Origin of the sequence: Methylobacterium oxalidis, from assembly GCF_007992195.1 — a bacterium.
GTDB classification, from domain to species: Bacteria; Pseudomonadota; Alphaproteobacteria; order Rhizobiales; family Beijerinckiaceae; genus Methylobacterium; species Methylobacterium oxalidis.
Window position 1 is genome coordinate 14705 of sequence record NZ_BJZU01000126.1, and the last position, 14117, is coordinate 28821.

Here is a 14117-nt window from a genome sequence, read left to right on the forward strand (position 1 = left end):
CAGCGCCGGGGGCTTAGTTTGCAGCGCCCGGAGTCGGAGAGGCGAGCAACTCCATTCGATTGATTGCTTCGCGCAGGCTCTCGAAAGCGAACTTGTTGCCGCGGAGATGCGCGACGGCCACCCTGCGATAGCTAACCGCGCCATTTGGGCCGACCTCTTGCACAAGGGCGCTGAGCGTCACTCGACCAATGCCGGGGCCGGTTCCGAGCGTGGGTGCCTCATCAAAGAAAAGTATCGGGGCATTCACCGTCCCTTCCACAGGCAAACTGTCAATTTCAGGAGCCGCGCTAACGGGCTGCGTCGGGGTTGCCACGGGCACATCTCCTTGATCGCTCAGCGGTTGCTGATCTGCCGATCATGGAATGATCGCGCGACGACGCAACGGCGCGTCTTTGCCGTTCCCGCTTTTCATCGTCTCACCACCTCCCGCCCGGCAGGGGAAGCGCGGTCGTGAGCGTACCTCTGATCATCGAGCGCTTCGCGGGCGACGCCCCTCAAGCTCACATTGGGTCGAGGAATTCGACGCCAATCTCGTTCTGCTTGCGCCATGCCACCCGGCATGGCTGCTGCCTCTCATCGGTCAGCAACTTCAACGTGAACACATCAGGCACCAGGGCATTACTCTCAACTCTCAGCCTCCCGCCTGTGCACGAGCGGTCAAGCAGCAGACAGCCAACTGAGGGGCCGTTCCATAGAAGGATCTCGCTGGGCTCTCCCGCATCCTCTTCCAGAGCATTCGCGCGCCGTTGCGCCTCGGCGATTTCAGCGGCCTCAAGATCCAGGATGTGCTCCGAAGCGAGGTGCGCGTGCGTCCTGAGATCCTCGACAAGCGCCTTCACAGCAGCCTCACCGCGTTTAGCGCACGCTCGAAACGTACTGATCACGACATTTCGAAAGAGCTCATCGTTCTTACGACCAAGATCGTTCTGCATCAATCTGCCTCCACCTGAACAGAGGCATTGGTCTAATCAGACCGCCATTACTCTGTTGTTTCGGGAGGGTTTCGGCCGCATTGCGATGGCCGCGCGGGTTCGGGCTGTGGTGCGTACATTGACCCGTTCCGCAGCGAAGGCCGCCTGATGCTCTTCGCGCCCATCCAGCCCCCGGCGTCAGATGTGCTCGCCCCGCAGTTCGGCCCGCACCCGCATCGCAACGGCGCGGATAACGTCTCGGCTGTTTCGGATCAGCGGAGAGACATCGCACATGAGGTAGAGGCGCTCTGCGATCTCCCGCTCGATGTCGGCGAGCATCAGGCGAGCGGCCGTTGCACCCTCCATGCGGTAGGTGCGCGCGAGCTCAGAGAGCATCTGCTGCAGCAGCAACATCGCGAGCCGGTCGACAACCAAGTCGCTCACGGCTTCGGGATATTGTCCGCCAGTTTCTGCTTTGGCACGAGTCATGCCCAATGCGAGCATGAGGCCATCCAGCGGACAACCAATAATGTTGTTGCGATATGCGAAGATAACCCGCTGATTCGCTCTAATCAGCGGGATCTAATCAGTCTCTGCCCGTCCCGCCTAATGCCCCCGCTCCACTCCAACGCTGCCCGGGCCGACGCGCCTGCAGGGAGGCTGTGATGGTCGCCTACAGCTTCAAGAAGCGCTTCGCCGCGCCGATCCTCGCCGGCACGAAGGCGCAGACGATCCGGGCCGACCGGAAGCGCCACGCGCGGCTGGGCGAGCTCGTGCAGCTCTTCACGGGGATGCGGACGAAGCACTGCCGGCGGCTCGGCGAGGCGCGGTGCACCGAAGTCTATTCGATCGCCCTGGACCTCGAGTTGGGCATCGTCTTCGCGAACGACGGCTGGATCCGCACCCAGGAGGACCTCGACGCCTTCGCGCGTCAGGACGGCTTCCCGTACTGGAGCGAGCTAGTCGCTTTCTGGGCGGCAGAGCACCCGGGCGTCTCGTATTTCAGCGGCATCCTCATCCGCTGGACGCCGCTCGCCCCCACCGACGCCCTCGACATCGGAGCCGCGGCATGAGCGGCTCCGAAATCCTATCGCGCTTCGCGGATGGCAGCGCCACTGCCGTGGCTGCCCGGCTATGCTGGAGCCTGAACGAAGAACGCCCCGAGTTCCTCAGCCTTCCGCCAAGCGACGTTGCAGACCCGACCCGCACCCAAGCTGAGCGACGACAAGAAGAAAACGTTCGGGACCTTCTTCGTGTCCAGCATGGTCACGCGCACGCCGATGCTCGAGACATCGTAGACCATGCATCCGAGAGACGTGTGTTCGTTGATGGCTATGAAGCCGAGTTCGTCCACTCGGTGCCGTTCCTCATTTCGACGATCCTGCATCTGACTTCCCGCTGCACTCATGCGCGGGACGAGCTTCGAAGCGCCCCGTTAAGACAGCTTCGGCGGCACGATCAAAATTGTATGCATCGGCGGCGCGGTTGCGACGAGGTTAACGTCAACGACCACACACCGCTCAATTGGTCGGCAATGGAACTGGGGAACTGCCTCAATCGAGCGATAGATGCCTCAAGAGCGCCCGCACCTCTCAGTCAGGTGAAGCGCACACCGATCTCGCCGGGCAGGCGCGTCGTCACGTTGCAGACGAGAAAGCTCTCAGCACCGCTGACAGTCAGCACGAAGGTGTCGGGAACAGCGAACGCATCTTCGACCTTGAGCCGCGCCCCGGCTTCTGAACGCGAGACTACATCGGCCGATATAGTTCTATGCTCATCTAAAGCAATTTGTGCCCTAATATTGTTCTGCACAACACTAAGCACAATTGGTCTCTTCAGGTCTTATTCGATGAAATGCGCAGAGGCACAATGTGGGCTTGAAAGTTCACGAGAACTTAAGATTAGCCCGCAACCTGAGCGATATTTTGTTGCGCGAGCAACGCGTCGCTTCGATCTGTCTACTACTTGACCGACGCATCTACGTGGAGGTTGTGATGTCTCAGACTTTCACCGCCACCGACAAGCTCCGGTGCGCCGAGCGCGAGGTGCGCCAGCGCCACCGGGTCTATGCCGGCCTGGTCGCCAGCAACCGCATGAAGCAGGCCGACGCCGACCGTGAGATCGCCTGCATGGAGGCGATTGCGGCGGACTACCGCGCGCAGGCGGCGGCCGAGAAGCCGGATCTGTTCGCCCAGGATCGGCCGAAGCGCGAGCGGCCGGGATTTGTGTCGTCGACAGGCTCAACCCGGGTGGTCGTCGTGGCCGGGGACTTCGCCTTCAAGATCGCTCGCTCCGCCGAGCATCGCGCCTGCAACCTGTTTGAGGAGCGAATCTGGAGTGAGGCCACCCCTGAGAGGAAGGAGATGCTCTGCCCTGTGGTCCAAAGCCTCTTCGACGGATGGGTGCTGGTGATGCGAGCAGCCCGCCCGCTGAGCGATGAAGAGGCCGCCACGCATCTCGCAGCCGACACGTATCCGGACTGGGACTACGTGCCGGGCGGAGAGGATGAGCCCTTCGAGTACAAGGCTTCGGACTGGGGCATGCTCGACGGCCGGCTCGTCGCTCTGGACTATTCGGCACCCGCCATCCCGTTCGGAGACGAGCAATGACGAGCTCGCGGCCGGAGCCCGGCCGAACGGCCTACGAGGCGCGATTCGCCGGCTTCCCGCTCGGGCCCCGCGGGATCTCGCCGGCCTGGGCGGACCTCGGGCCGGAGGCGCGCGCGATCTGGGCGGGCGTCGAGGCTGCCGTGCTGAGCGACCTGCGCGCCGCCGCCCGCGCAGCCGTCCAGGCGCACGACGCGGCCGATGCAGCCGTGAAGGCTGAGGCCGTCGACGAGGCGATCGAGGCGGAGAAGCGCATGGAGGGGGCCGTGGAACGGCTGCGCGCGCTGATCGCAGAGGGGAGGGCAGGGTGACCAGTCTGCCGATCGGCCTCGTCCCGCGCGGGCTCACCCGCGAGCAGGCGGCTGAGTACTGCGGCTGCGAGTCGATGGCGGCGTTCGACGATTGGGTTCGGCGCGGCATAGTCCCGCGCGCCATGACCGGCACGACGCGGTGGGATCGAAAAGCAATCGACCGCGCGCTTGATCGACGCTCAGGACTTCTGGAGACTGCCGAAGCATCCTTCGAGGAGTGGGCGGCGAGCCATGCGGGTTAAGCTGAAGGGCATCAACACTGTCCGCTACCCCGCGGCCAATGGCACCACCCAGACCTATTACTATCACCGCGCGACCGGGAAGCGCCTCAGGGGCGAGCCCGGCACCGCGGAATTCGCTGCCTCGTTCGAGGAGGCGGGGAGGGCGGCCGCCCAGGAACGCAGCGCCGGCACGGTCTCCTGGCTGATCCGCCAGTACTGCGACTCGCAGCAGTGGAAGAAGCTCGCAGAATCGACCCGCACAATCGGCGCCCTGAACTTAAAGGCGTGCGAGGCGAAGTGGGGCACGACGCCGCTCAAGCACGTCGAGAACCCGAAGAGCCGGGCGATCTTCCTGCGCTGGCACGACGGCCTCGCCGAGACACAGCCGCGCGCGGCCGACAACAAGCTTGCCGCCCTCGCTCGGGTGTTCTCGTGGGGTCACGACCGCGGGCACCTCAGCCACAACCCGATCGCCACCTTCGAGCGCGCCTATGGCAGCAGCCGGGCCGAGCTGATCTGGCTGCCCGAGCACGTCGCGGCCTTCGAGGCGGTGGCGAGCCTCGAGATCGAGCTCGCGCTGCTGCTCGCGCTCCACACCGGCCAGCGGCAGGGCGACCTGCTCCGGCTGCCCTGGTCGGCCTACGACGGGCAGGCGATCACGATGCGGCAGGGGAAGGGCGGGCGCCGCGTCTGGATCCCGGGCACCGTCGCGCTGCGACAGGCGCTCGACAGTGCGCCGCGCCGCGCCACCACGATCCTGACGAAGGCCGACGGCTCATCCTGGACGAAGAGCGCGTTCCACCATGCCTGGAAGGCCGTGTTCGAGAGGGCCAAGATCACCGACGATCTGCACTTCCACGACCTGCGCGGCACAGCCGTGACGATGCTCTCGGAGGCCGGCTGCACGCCGCAGGAGATCGCGACCATCACGGGCCACACCCTCGCGTCGGTGAACAAAATCCTGGAAGTCTATCTGGCGCGCACGAAGGCTCTGGCGCAGAGCGCGATCGTGAAGCTCGATGCCCACCGCCGAAACGCCCGAGGCAGCAGCTGATGGCCGAGATCCCACTCAGATGGCGCTCGCCGAAGAACCAGGGGCTTATTGCCATAGTCGATGACGAGGATCTGCATCTCGCCGATCATCCCTGGTACGTCCATCGCGTGAAGGGATCACTGACGCTCTACGCCAAGACCCGGATCAGCAAGCGGTGGGTATTCATGCACCACCTGATCGTCGGCAGGCGAAGGAAGCTGGAGGTCGACCATGAGGACGGCGACGGGCTCAACAACCGTCGCGGCAATCTGCGCCACGTGACCCATACAGAGAACCTGCAAGCGGCCTTCCAGCGGCGGCGTGAGCGAGAGTTCGATGCGTGGTTCGAGGAACAGATGCAGAAGCTAAGTGACGAAAGCCGTCCAAAGATTTTGCAAAAACCCGGTCGGCTCGTCGCCAGTCTCGGGAAGGTGAGGGGAAAAACACCAACAAAAACAAGTTGGTGCGGCCAAGAGGACTCGAACCTCCACCCCTCGCGGGACTAGCACCTCAAGCTAGCGCGTCTACCAATTCCGCCATGGCCGCATCGGCACCCCTGGAGGGCCGTGGCTCCCGGATCGGGCGGGCCGCATCGGAGCGGGCCGTTTCTCGGGGAGCGGCGCAGCGGATAACAGATCGAATCCGCCCCGACAAGCGCCGCGTTGCATCTTAGGTGAGATCGGCGCCCGTCTCCAAGAGCGGCACCGCCCCGTCGCCGATGCTGACACCCGGCGTGCGGATCACCTCGGCCTTGCGGATCAGCTCCGTCACCTCCACGGAGATGCGGTTGCCCGTCACCACGATCTGGCCGCGGGCGATCGGGTGGTCGTTGGCGAGGATCTCGACCATATCGGACTCGGTCGACTCGAGCTCGATCACCGCGCCGCGGCCCATGCGCAGCAGCATGTGCAGCGGCATGTGGCTGCGCCCGAGAACGACCGTAAGATCGACCTTGAGGTCTTCGAGAACCGCCACGCGACGCACGCCCCGTCCGGCCGGCGACGGCCGGCTCCGGGCATGACTGTCCACGCATCATGGTGAAGCCTTGGTAAACGCCGACGCCTCCCGCCTCGCCACGGCGCCCGCCGACTTCCGGCCAAGACCGGGTTCGCCGCCCGTGGCGTGGCGGGTGAGCGAGGGACTCGTGCCCTACGAGGCGGCGGTGGCCGAGATGGAGGCCCGCGCCGAGGCCATCCGGGCCGGGGGGGCACCGGAATGCGTCTGGCTCCTCGAGCACCCGCCGCTCTACACCGCGGGCACGTCGGCCCGCGAGGCGGATCTCGTCGAGCCGGGCCGCTTTCCCGTTCACCGCACGGGGCGGGGCGGGCAGTTCACCTATCACGGGCCCGGACAGCGCGTCGCCTACGTGATGCTCGATCTCACCCGCCGCCGGGCGGACCTGCGCGCCTACGTGGCGGCGCTCGAGACCTGGATCATCGCCACGCTCGACGCCTTCAACGTGCGGGCCGAGCGCCGGGAGGACCGGGTCGGCGTCTGGGTCCGGCGGCCCGAGAAGGGGGAGGGCGCCGAGGACAAGATCGCGGCGATCGGCATCCGGGTGCGGCGCTGGGTGAGCTTCCACGGCATCAGCCTCAACGTGGAGCCCGATCTCGCGCACTTCTCCGGCATCGTGCCCTGCGGCATCCGCGGTCACGGGGTGACGAGCCTCGTCGATCTCGGCCATCCCGTGAGCCTGCCCGAGGTCGACATGCAGCTGCGGGCCGCCTTCGAGGCCGTGTTCGGCGAGACCGTGCTCGTGCCCTGACGGGCGGGCTCGGCCTCAGAGCACGGGCACGCCGCGCTGCTTGGCGTGGTCTCCGGGCTCCACGTGGATGACGACGACCGCGCCCTCGATGGCGCCCTCGATCACGCTCTCCAGCCGGTCGCAGATGGCGTGGGAATCGGCCACCGTCATCTCGCCCGGCACCACGAGATGGAAATCGATGAAGGTCGCTTGGCCGGCGTGGCGGGTGCGCACGTCGTGAGCCTCCAGCGCCCCGGCGCCGTGAGCCGAGATGAGGGCGCGGATCTGCTCGACCATCTCCGGGGGGGCAGCCCGGTCCATCAGGCCGTCGATCGATTCCCGCACCATGCCCCAGCCGGACCAGAGGATGTTGAGCGCCACGAGCCCAGCCACCACCGGGTCGAGCACGAGGTAGCCGGTGGACGCCACCAGGGCGACGCCGGCGAGCACGCCCAGAGAGGTGAACACGTCGGCGAGCACGTGCCGAGCATCGGCCACGAGGGCGGGCGAGCGCCAGGCCCGCCCCCGCCGCATCAGGGTCGTCGCCCAGGCGGCGTTGAGGAGGGTGGCGAGGCCGTTCACCGCGAGGCCGAGCAGGGGAGTGTCGAGGGGCTTCGGGGCCAGAAGGCCGTGATAGGATTCGCGCAGGATCAGGAGCGCGGCCACGATGATGAGCGCCCCCTCGATCACCGCCGAGAAGTACTCGGCCTTGTGGTGGCCGTACGGGTGGTCGGCGTCGGGGGGCGTCGCCGCGACGCGCAGGGCCACGAAGGCGCAGGCGGCAGCCACCACGTTGATGATGCTCTCCAGGGCGTCCGAGTAGAGCGCGAGGCTCCCCGTCAGCCAGAAGGCTCCGAACTTGAGGGCCGTGACGAGGGCGCCGACGCCGACGCCGGCGAGAGCGGCTTTCTGTGTGCGTTCCATGCGGGGGGTCCGGGCAGGGCCGGGCTGCTGCGGCCCGGCCTCGTCGCCCGCACATAGGACGGCGCCGCCCCGGAAGGCCACGGCAAAGGTGATAGCCGCAGCTATAGGGCGGTCCCGGATCGACCCCGCGGACAGGCGACCGGCTCCGGAGCCGAACCGGATCAGGCGTTGCCGCGCGCCGCCTCGCGGATCCGGCTGCGCTCGGCCTGGACCCGGGCCTGGGCCGCCTTGCGCCGGTAGCGCCGGGCGATCCAGCCGAAGCGCGCCCGCTCGGCGAGCGCGTCGAGGCGCGCGGCCTCCCGGTCCCAGTAGCCGACGAGTTGCGCATCGAGCGTCTCGCGGGTCCGCCGCCTGTACCTGCCGTCCTGCACGGTTCGCCTCCCCACGATGAGGCGCGCATGGTGTACCGGCGCGCGGCGCGGTCAAGCGGTCCGTGGCCCTCGGTCCTGCCCGGCGCCGAGTCCGATCGGCCGCAGAGGCTGACGGAAGGGCAGCCGTGCCACGCGCCGCATTGATCGGCTCCGCCAAACCGTGCTCTTCAGCGCCCCATGCGTGTGGATCTGTTCGATTTCGAGCTGCCGGAGGAGCGCATCGCGCTGCGGCCGGCCGAGCCGCGCGATGCCGGGCGCCTGCTCGTCGTGCGCCCCGGCGGTGTCCCACCGCTGGAAGACCGGCGGGTGCGCGACCTGCCGGGCCTGCTCCGCCCGGGCGACGCCCTCGTCTTCAACGACACGCGGGTGATCCCGGCCCGGCTCGCGGCGCTGCGCACGCGCCCCGGCGCCGCTGGCCTCAGGGCGGAGGTGATGCTGCACCTGCGCGAGGCGCCGGACCGCTGGCGCGCCTTCGCGCGGCCGGGCAAGCGCCTCGCGGTCGGCGACGTCCTGCGCTTCGGCGATCACCGGGAGGGTGCGCCCTGCGAGCTCGGCGGACTTGCAGCGCAGCTCGTGGCGAAGGGGGAGGGCGGCGAGATCGTGCTCCGCTTCGATCTCTCGGGTCCCGTCCTCGACGAGCGGATCGCCGCGCTCGGCACCCTGCCGCTGCCCCCCTACATCGCGGGCAAGCGCCCGGCCGACGCGCGGGACGCCACCGACTACCAGACGGTCTACGCGCGGGAGCCCGGGGCCGTCGCCGCGCCCACCGCGGGGCTGCATTTCTCCGAGGACCTCCTCGCGGTACTCGACGCGGCCGGCCTCTCGCGCCACACCGTGACGCTGCATGTCGGGGCCGGAACCTTCCTGCCGGTGAAGGCCGACGACACCGCCGACCACCGCATGCACGCCGAGATCGGCCACCTCGACGCGGACACGGCCGAGGCCCTCAACGCGGTCCGTGCCCGCGGCGGCCGGATCGTGGCCGTCGGCACCACGGCCCTGCGCCTCCTAGAGAGCGCGGCGGACGCGGAGGGACGGCTGCGCCCCTTCTCGGGGCCGACCGAGATCTTCATCACGCCGGGCGTGCCGGTCCGGGCGGTCGACGCCCTGATGACGAACTTCCACCTGCCGCGCTCGACCCTGTTCATGCTGGTCTCGGCCTTCTCGGGCCTCGAGACCATGCGGACGGCGTACGCCCACGCGATCCGAACCGGCTACCGCTTCTACTCCTACGGCGATTCGAGCCTGCTCTTCCCGGCCGATCCGCGCTGACGCCGGAAGCCTTCGATGCCGCCCGACCCCGAGCCCCCGATGCAAGACGCCGCCCGACCCGAGCCGACCCCCGATTTCGCCTTCCGCGTCGACGCCACCGACGGGGCGGCCCGCACCGGCGCCATCACAATGCCCCGCGGCGCCATCCGCACGCCGGCCTTCATGCCGGTCGGCACCGCCGCGACCGTCAAGGCGATGTACCCGGAGCAGGTCCGCGACCTGGGCGCCGACGTTGTGCTCGGCAACACCTACCACCTGATGCTGCGTCCCGGCCCCGAGCGGATGGCCCGCCTCGGGGGGCTGCACCGCTTCATGCGCTGGGACGGGCCGATCCTCACCGATTCCGGAGGCTTCCAGGTGATGTCGCTGTCGGCGCTCCGGAAGCTCGACGAAGAGGGCGTGACCTTCCGCTCGCACATCGACGGCACGGCCCACCACATGAGCCCGGAGCGCTCGATCGAGATCCAGGGGCTCCTCGGCTCCGACATCCAGATGCAGCTCGACGAGTGCGTGCGCCTGCCGGCGGAACCGGAGGCGATTGAGCGGGCGATGCGCCTGTCCCTGCGCTGGGCCGAGCGCTGCCGCGCCGCCTTCGGCGAGCAGCCGGGCAAGGCGATGTTCGGCATCGTGCAGGGCGGCGACGTGCCCGCGCTCCGGATCGAGAGCGCCCGGGCCCTGGTCGATCTCGACCTCAAGGGCTACGCGATCGGTGGGCTCGCGGTCGGCGAGCCGCAGGCGGTCATGCTCGCCATGATCGAGGCTGTCGAGCCTCACCTGCCGCGCGCGAAGCCCCGCTACCTGATGGGCGTCGGCACGCCGGACGACCTGATGCGCTCGGTGGAGCGGGGCATCGACATGTTCGACTGCGTGATGCCGACCCGAGCCGGCCGCCACGGCCTCGCCTACACCCGGCACGGCCGCGTCAACCTGCGGAACGCCCGCCACGCCGAGGATTCGCGACCCCTCGACGAGACCTCCGCCTGCCCGGCCGCCCGCGACTATTCCCGGGCGTACCTGCACCATCTCGTCCGCTCGGACGAGATCCTCGGCATGATGCTGCTGACCTGGAACAATCTCGCATACTATCAGGAATTGATGGCGGGCCTCAGGGCGGCGATCCGGACCGGGCGGCTCGCCGACTTCGCGGCAGAGACCCGCGAGGCCTGGGCGCGGGCTGAGGCCGAGCGGGCCGAGTAGGAAAGCCCCTCGTCTCCGCCCGAAGCGCTCGCCAGGAACGGCGCGGGGTCGGCCAGGAGGGCCCGGACATCCGCGGCCGGCACGGGTGGGCGGAACAGGAAGCCCTGCACCTCCTCGCAGTCGAGCCGGCGCACGAAGGCGAGTTGCTCCTCCGTCTCGACCCCCTCGACGGTCACGACCGCGCCGAGGTCGGCGGCGAGGCTCCGGACCGCGCGCACGATGGCCGCGTTCTCGGGCCGGCCGATCTCGCGGACGAAGGAACGATCGATCTTGATCCGGTCGAAGGGGAACAGGCACAGGTAGCTGAGCGAGGAGTAGCCGGTTCCGAAATCGTCGAGGGCGACGCGCACGCCGAGGTCGCGGAGCCGGTGCAGGCAGGCGATCACCGCCTCGCTGTCGCCCATCAGCACGGTCTCGGTGATCTCGAGTTCGAGCCGCTGCGGCGCGAGGCCGGAGACCGCGAGCGCCAGGACGACCGCCTCCTCCAGGCCCGGGCGCGCGAACTGAACCGTCGAGACGTTGACCGCGACGCGCGCCGTCCCCGGCCAGGCGGCGGCCTCCAGGCAGGCCTCGCGCAGGACCCAGGCGCCGAGGCGGGTGATGTGGCCGGTCTCCTCGGCCAGCGGGATGAACTCGGCCGGCGAGATCAGGCCGCGCCGGGGATGCGGCCAGCGCAGGAGCGCCTCGAAGCCGGTGACGGCGCCACCCCGCAGATCGATGACGGGCTGGTAGTGCAGCCGAAACCCACCGGACTGCACCGCATCCTGCAGCTCGAGCTGGAGCAGGTTGCGGGCGGCCGCTGCGGCGGCCATGCCGGTCTCGTAGAAGCGGCAGGTGTTCCGCCCCGCGGCCTTCGCGCCGTAGAGCGCGATGTCGGCGTTGCGGAACAGGCTGTCCGAGCCTGTGCCATCCCGCGGGCCCAGCGCGATGCCGATGCTGACCCCGACATGCGCGAGATGCCCGCCGATGTCGAGGGGACGTCCGATCGCGGCGATGATGTGCTCGGCCAGGGCCTCGACGCGGGCGAGCCCCTGGGGCCGCTCGAGGGCGATCACGAATTCGTCGCCGCCGAGCCGGGCGATCATGCCCTCCCCATGCAGGACCGTCCTCAGGCGCTCGGCCACCGTGCGCAGGAGCGCGTCGCCGGCCGGGTGTCCGAAGGTGTCGTTGACGGCCTTGAACCGGTCCAGATCGAGGCAGAGCACGGCGACCTCGTTCCCGACCGCCAGGGCGCGCTCCAGATGCGCTCCGAAGGCGGCCCGGTTCGGAAGGCCGGTGAGGGCATCGTGGTGCGCCATGTGGAGGATTCGGCTCTCGATCCGGCGCCGCTCGGTCACGTCCTCGACGGTGGAGACCCAGCCCCCGGCCGGCAGCGGGCGCGCCACCACAGCGATGACCCGTCCGCGGTGCGTGACGTCAGCGCCGAGGGACGCCGCGCCGGGGAGACGGGACAGCCGCCGCGCCCGACCCGGACCGGCATCCGCGTGCCCGTCGCGGGCGAGGCGGCGCAGAATCGCCGCGAGGGACGTGCCGCGTCGCGTCAGCGCCGGGTCGAGATCGAGGATCTCGCGAAAGCGGCCGTTGCAGAGGATCAGGCGCCGCCGCGCGTCGAGCAGGCACAGCCCCTGAGACATATGCGACAGGGCGAGATCGAGATTGGCGGAGGTCTCCTCGAGCTGCGCCGCCTGCAGGCGGCGCTCCGTACAATCGCGGGTGATCTTGGCGAACCCGACAAGGTGGCCTCCGTCGTCGTGGATCGCGTCGATCACGACATGCGCCCAGAAGCGGGTGCCGTCCTTGCGCAGGCGCCAGCCCTCGGCCTCGAACCGTCCTTCCCGGCGGGCGATCTCCAGGTTGAGATGCGGGACGCCGCGGGCGCGCTCGTCCCTGGCATAGAAGCACGAGAAGTGCCGCCCGACGATCTCCTCGGCCCGGTAGCCCTTGGCGCGCTCGGCCCCCGCGTTCCAGTTGGTGATCTCCCCTTGCGGATCGAGCATGTAGATCGCGTAGTCGGTCACGCCTTGCACGAGCAGGCGGTACATCAGGTTCGCGTCATGCGCGTTGCAGTCGGCGGCGGCGGCCATGATATCGGGTCCTTTTGGAAGCCCGATTGGACCACAGGACTGGTAGACGGTTCGGTTACGGTGGAGTCGAACGGATGCCGGGCAGGCGGCTCGATTGATGAAAATCTGTCCCGCCTCCTGGGCCAGCAATCAACGCTCGCGCAAAAATCGCTACGATAGTTCCGCCCTCTCCCGGCCGGTCCTGCATGGAGGGATGCGGGGGCGCAATGGCGGCTTGCAGGGGCGGGCGGCGCTGGTTGACCCCTCGCAGCGGCTCCCCTATTGCGGGCCACGCCTCCCCGAACTCGGCCCTCGTGCCCTGCCCGCGGCGGATGCGAGCGCGTAGCTCAGCTGGTAGAGCAACGGACTTTTAATCTGTAGGTCCTGGGTTCGAGTCCCAGCGCGCTCACCAATATCTTCAATGAGTTAGCAGGCGACACGGCTCCTGGTTCGAGAGTCGTGTCCGCACTGTGTCCGCATTCGGAGCAGCGGCAGAGTTCGGTCATACGGACGCCGGTTGATGCGCTCGATCTCAGTGCTGTCGGTTTCTGGGAGGTGTCCATCAAGGCGGAAGATGCGGAAACCCGCCTTGAGCGCTCCGGCCATGGTGCAATTAATTGCACGAGTGCTCCTGGCAGCGTCTCAGTCAGCCGTCAGCCACAACTGAACCTTGGCTCCCAGTCGAGAAGCAGACGTTCCGCCTTGCGCCCATAGTTGCCATTCAGCCGACCCGGACGGCTTCTCGAAAGCTGCCATTCGTCGATTGAGCGTTATGGTGGAGATGCGCAGGGTCAAGGTCGCAGCAGCGCCAGCGCTTGCTCTGCTGCGGTCAGCCCAGAGGCATGTGCTCCGCGGGCCGTAGTGAAGGCGTCGGGCGAGGTGGCTTCGCCCGCGAAGAAGAGGCGATCGTTGACCGGCGCGGCCAGAACCGCCCGCTGCCCTGCAGATCCAGGTCGTGCGACGGCGTACGAGCCGCCGATCGTGGGCATATTACCCCACGTGGTGCAGACCAACAGTCGAGCCCTCTTTCGAAAGCCCTCGCCGAGAAGAGCCACGAGTTCGTCGAGCGCAAAGGCCTCGGCGGCAGCGTCGCCCTCCTTCTCAAGCGCCCGAGCCAGCGTGCCGCCGAAGTAGCCCTCGATCACTGGGCGGCCGAAGGGACGAAGATGGTAGGCTCCGGTTCGACTTGCCCGAGGGTTGCCGATCAGGTGGGCATCCTTCGGGAACTCCTCCGGCGTGTCGAGCCGCAGGAACACCTTGTTGGCGAGGCCGAGAGGCAGTCCTTGCGCTGCCGCGACCTTGTCCGGCAAGGGCGGATCGAAGCGGACGGCCTCCGCTGCCAGCACGTTCGTCGGCACGGTCACGATCGCGGCCCGCGCGCGCAAGGTCCCGCGCGCGGTCTCCAGCCAAACCTGGCCGGCCCAGCCGTGGTCGATCTTCGAGACGGGCGCGTTCAAGGCGATC

General features: G+C 68.3%; 20 protein-coding genes and 2 tRNA genes. 10 read left to right on the plus strand and 12 right to left on the minus strand.

Annotated features, from left to right (window positions below; translation table 11 throughout):
- Positions 1-13: 13 nt before the first annotated feature.
- From MOX02_RS24085 to MOX02_RS24095, 3 genes are all read right to left on the minus strand, one after another.
- Positions 14-313: a hypothetical protein gene (locus MOX02_RS24085; RefSeq protein WP_238179883.1), complete on the minus strand. Its 300-nt coding sequence runs from the start codon at positions 311-313 to the stop codon at positions 14-16.
- 187 nt (positions 314-500) lie between these two features.
- The gene (locus MOX02_RS24090) at positions 501-932 is read right to left on the minus strand and encodes a hypothetical protein (RefSeq protein ID WP_147028363.1); all 432 of its coding nucleotides are present in this window, start codon (positions 930-932) and stop codon (positions 501-503) included.
- Positions 933-1109: 177 nt separating this feature from the next.
- Positions 1110-1415, minus strand: coding sequence for a hypothetical protein (locus MOX02_RS24095; protein ID WP_147028364.1), 306 nt, complete (start codon positions 1413-1415; stop codon positions 1110-1112).
- A 161-nt stretch (positions 1416-1576) separates the two neighbouring features.
- Here MOX02_RS24095 and MOX02_RS24100 point away from each other — a divergent pair, with 161 nt between their 5' ends.
- Positions 1577-1984, plus strand: a complete 408-nt coding sequence (locus MOX02_RS24100) for an ASCH domain-containing protein (RefSeq protein ID WP_147028365.1) — start codon at positions 1577-1579, stop codon at positions 1982-1984.
- A 59-nt stretch (positions 1985-2043) separates the two neighbouring features.
- On the opposite strand, the gene MOX02_RS24105 is transcribed toward MOX02_RS24100, so the two are convergent.
- Both MOX02_RS24105 and MOX02_RS24110 read right to left on the minus strand, forming a co-directional pair.
- The gene (locus MOX02_RS24105; RefSeq protein ID WP_238179882.1) at positions 2044-2265 is read right to left on the minus strand and encodes a PilZ domain-containing protein; all 222 of its coding nucleotides are present in this window, start codon (positions 2263-2265) and stop codon (positions 2044-2046) included.
- 242 nt (positions 2266-2507) lie between these two features.
- Positions 2508-2735 (minus strand): PilZ domain-containing protein, encoded by a 228-nt coding sequence (locus MOX02_RS24110; protein WP_147028367.1) that lies wholly within the window; start codon positions 2733-2735, stop codon positions 2508-2510.
- Between the two features lie 170 nt (positions 2736-2905).
- Here MOX02_RS24110 and MOX02_RS24115 point away from each other — a divergent pair, with 170 nt between their 5' ends.
- The 4 genes from MOX02_RS24115 to MOX02_RS24130 are packed head-to-tail and all read left to right on the plus strand — an operon-like array spanning position 2906 to position 5103.
- The gene (locus tag MOX02_RS24115) at positions 2906-3520 is read left to right on the plus strand and encodes a hypothetical protein (RefSeq protein ID WP_147028368.1); all 615 of its coding nucleotides are present in this window, start codon (positions 2906-2908) and stop codon (positions 3518-3520) included.
- On the plus strand, positions 3517-3828 hold the full coding sequence (locus tag MOX02_RS24120; protein WP_147028369.1) for a hypothetical protein: 312 nt from the start codon (positions 3517-3519) through the stop codon (positions 3826-3828). Before MOX02_RS24115 ends, MOX02_RS24120 begins: the two co-directional genes overlap by 4 nt.
- Complete coding sequence (locus MOX02_RS24125; RefSeq protein WP_147028370.1) at positions 3825-4070, plus strand: hypothetical protein; 246 nt, start codon at positions 3825-3827, stop codon at positions 4068-4070. The genes MOX02_RS24120 and MOX02_RS24125 overlap by 4 nt, the downstream gene beginning before the upstream one ends.
- Positions 4060-5103 carry a tyrosine-type recombinase/integrase gene (locus MOX02_RS24130; RefSeq protein WP_147028371.1) on the plus strand — a complete coding sequence of 348 codons (1044 nt, stop codon included), beginning with the start codon at positions 4060-4062 and terminating at the stop codon, positions 5101-5103. The genes MOX02_RS24125 and MOX02_RS24130 overlap by 11 nt, the downstream gene beginning before the upstream one ends.
- Positions 5104-5219: 116 nt before the next feature.
- Here the strand turns inward: MOX02_RS24130 and MOX02_RS32375 are convergent, their stop codons facing one another.
- Positions 5220-5369, minus strand: coding sequence for a hypothetical protein (locus tag MOX02_RS32375; protein ID WP_238179880.1), 150 nt, complete (start codon positions 5367-5369; stop codon positions 5220-5222).
- Between MOX02_RS32375 and MOX02_RS33000 the strand changes: the two genes are divergently transcribed.
- A complete protein-coding gene (locus tag MOX02_RS33000; RefSeq protein ID WP_373866782.1) occupies positions 5301-5588 on the plus strand; it encodes an HNH endonuclease in 288 nt (95 codons plus the stop codon). The two genes, MOX02_RS32375 and MOX02_RS33000, sit on opposite strands and share 69 nt — an antisense overlap.
- On the opposite strand, the gene MOX02_RS24140 is transcribed toward MOX02_RS33000, so the two are convergent.
- Together MOX02_RS24140 and MOX02_RS24145 are read right to left on the minus strand one after the other, a co-directional pair.
- Positions 5544-5628, minus strand: a tRNA-Leu gene (locus tag MOX02_RS24140). The genes MOX02_RS33000 and MOX02_RS24140 overlap by 45 nt on opposite strands.
- A 123-nt stretch (positions 5629-5751) precedes the next feature.
- On the minus strand, positions 5752-6057 hold the full coding sequence (locus tag MOX02_RS24145) for a FliM/FliN family flagellar motor switch protein (RefSeq protein WP_147028372.1): 306 nt from the start codon (positions 6055-6057) through the stop codon (positions 5752-5754).
- A gap of 70 nt (positions 6058-6127) precedes the next feature.
- On the opposite strand from MOX02_RS24145, the gene lipB reads away from it, so the two are divergent.
- Positions 6128-6847, plus strand: coding sequence for a lipoyl(octanoyl) transferase LipB (gene lipB / locus MOX02_RS24150; RefSeq protein ID WP_147028373.1), 720 nt, complete (start codon positions 6128-6130; stop codon positions 6845-6847).
- A gap of 15 nt (positions 6848-6862) precedes the next feature.
- Here lipB and MOX02_RS24155 read toward each other — a convergent pair whose 3' ends face one another.
- Complete coding sequence (locus MOX02_RS24155; RefSeq protein ID WP_147028374.1) at positions 6863-7750, minus strand: cation diffusion facilitator family transporter; 888 nt, start codon at positions 7748-7750, stop codon at positions 6863-6865.
- Between the two features lie 161 nt (positions 7751-7911).
- Positions 7912-8121, minus strand: coding sequence for a hypothetical protein (locus MOX02_RS24160; protein WP_147028375.1), 210 nt, complete (start codon positions 8119-8121; stop codon positions 7912-7914).
- Between the two features lie 177 nt (positions 8122-8298).
- Here MOX02_RS24160 and queA point away from each other — a divergent pair, with 177 nt between their 5' ends.
- Both queA and tgt read left to right on the plus strand, forming a co-directional pair.
- The gene (gene queA / locus MOX02_RS24165; protein WP_147028376.1) at positions 8299-9393 is read left to right on the plus strand and encodes a tRNA preQ1(34) S-adenosylmethionine ribosyltransferase-isomerase QueA; all 1095 of its coding nucleotides are present in this window, start codon (positions 8299-8301) and stop codon (positions 9391-9393) included.
- 39 nt (positions 9394-9432) lie between these two features.
- The gene (tgt, locus tag MOX02_RS24170; RefSeq protein ID WP_147028377.1) at positions 9433-10590 is read left to right on the plus strand and encodes a tRNA guanosine(34) transglycosylase Tgt; all 1158 of its coding nucleotides are present in this window, start codon (positions 9433-9435) and stop codon (positions 10588-10590) included.
- Here tgt and MOX02_RS24175 read toward each other — a convergent pair.
- A complete protein-coding gene (locus MOX02_RS24175) occupies positions 10479-12674 on the minus strand; it encodes a sensor domain-containing protein (RefSeq protein WP_147028378.1) in 2196 nt (731 codons plus the stop codon). The two genes, tgt and MOX02_RS24175, sit on opposite strands and share 112 nt — an antisense overlap.
- 315 nt (positions 12675-12989) lie before the next feature.
- Between MOX02_RS24175 and MOX02_RS24180 the strand changes: the two genes are divergently transcribed.
- Positions 12990-13065, plus strand: a tRNA-Lys gene (locus MOX02_RS24180).
- A 379-nt stretch (positions 13066-13444) separates the two neighbouring features.
- On the opposite strand, the gene MOX02_RS24185 is transcribed toward MOX02_RS24180, so the two are convergent.
- The coding region (locus MOX02_RS24185; RefSeq protein ID WP_174804962.1) for a flavin monoamine oxidase family protein at positions 13445-14117 on the minus strand (673 nt) is incomplete at its 5' end.

Bases quoted from the DNA above. Each gene is read 5' to 3' on its own strand.
- MOX02_RS24130 (WP_147028371.1), top strand. From the start codon at position 4,060: ATGCGGGTTAAGCTGAAGGGCATCAACACTGTCCGCTACCCCGCGGCC.
- MOX02_RS24115 (WP_147028368.1), top strand. From the start codon at position 2,906: ATGTCTCAGACTTTCACCGCCACCGACAAGCTCCGGTGCGCCGAGCGC.
- MOX02_RS24175 (WP_147028378.1), bottom strand. From the start codon at position 12,674: ATGGCCGCCGCCGCCGACTGCAACGCGCATGACGCGAACCTGATGTAC.
- MOX02_RS24120 (WP_147028369.1), top strand. From the start codon at position 3,517: ATGACGAGCTCGCGGCCGGAGCCCGGCCGAACGGCCTACGAGGCGCGA.
- MOX02_RS24155 (WP_147028374.1), bottom strand. From the start codon at position 7,750: ATGGAACGCACACAGAAAGCCGCTCTCGCCGGCGTCGGCGTCGGCGCC.
- MOX02_RS32375 (WP_238179880.1), bottom strand. From the start codon at position 5,369: ATGGGTCACGTGGCGCAGATTGCCGCGACGGTTGTTGAGCCCGTCGCC.
- tgt (WP_147028377.1), top strand. From the start codon at position 9,433: ATGCAAGACGCCGCCCGACCCGAGCCGACCCCCGATTTCGCCTTCCGC.
- MOX02_RS24090 (WP_147028363.1), bottom strand. From the start codon at position 932: ATGCAGAACGATCTTGGTCGTAAGAACGATGAGCTCTTTCGAAATGTC.
- MOX02_RS24095 (WP_147028364.1), bottom strand. From the start codon at position 1,415: ATGCTCGCATTGGGCATGACTCGTGCCAAAGCAGAAACTGGCGGACAA.
- MOX02_RS24100 (WP_147028365.1), top strand. From the start codon at position 1,577: ATGGTCGCCTACAGCTTCAAGAAGCGCTTCGCCGCGCCGATCCTCGCC.
- queA (WP_147028376.1), top strand. From the start codon at position 8,299: ATGCGTGTGGATCTGTTCGATTTCGAGCTGCCGGAGGAGCGCATCGCG.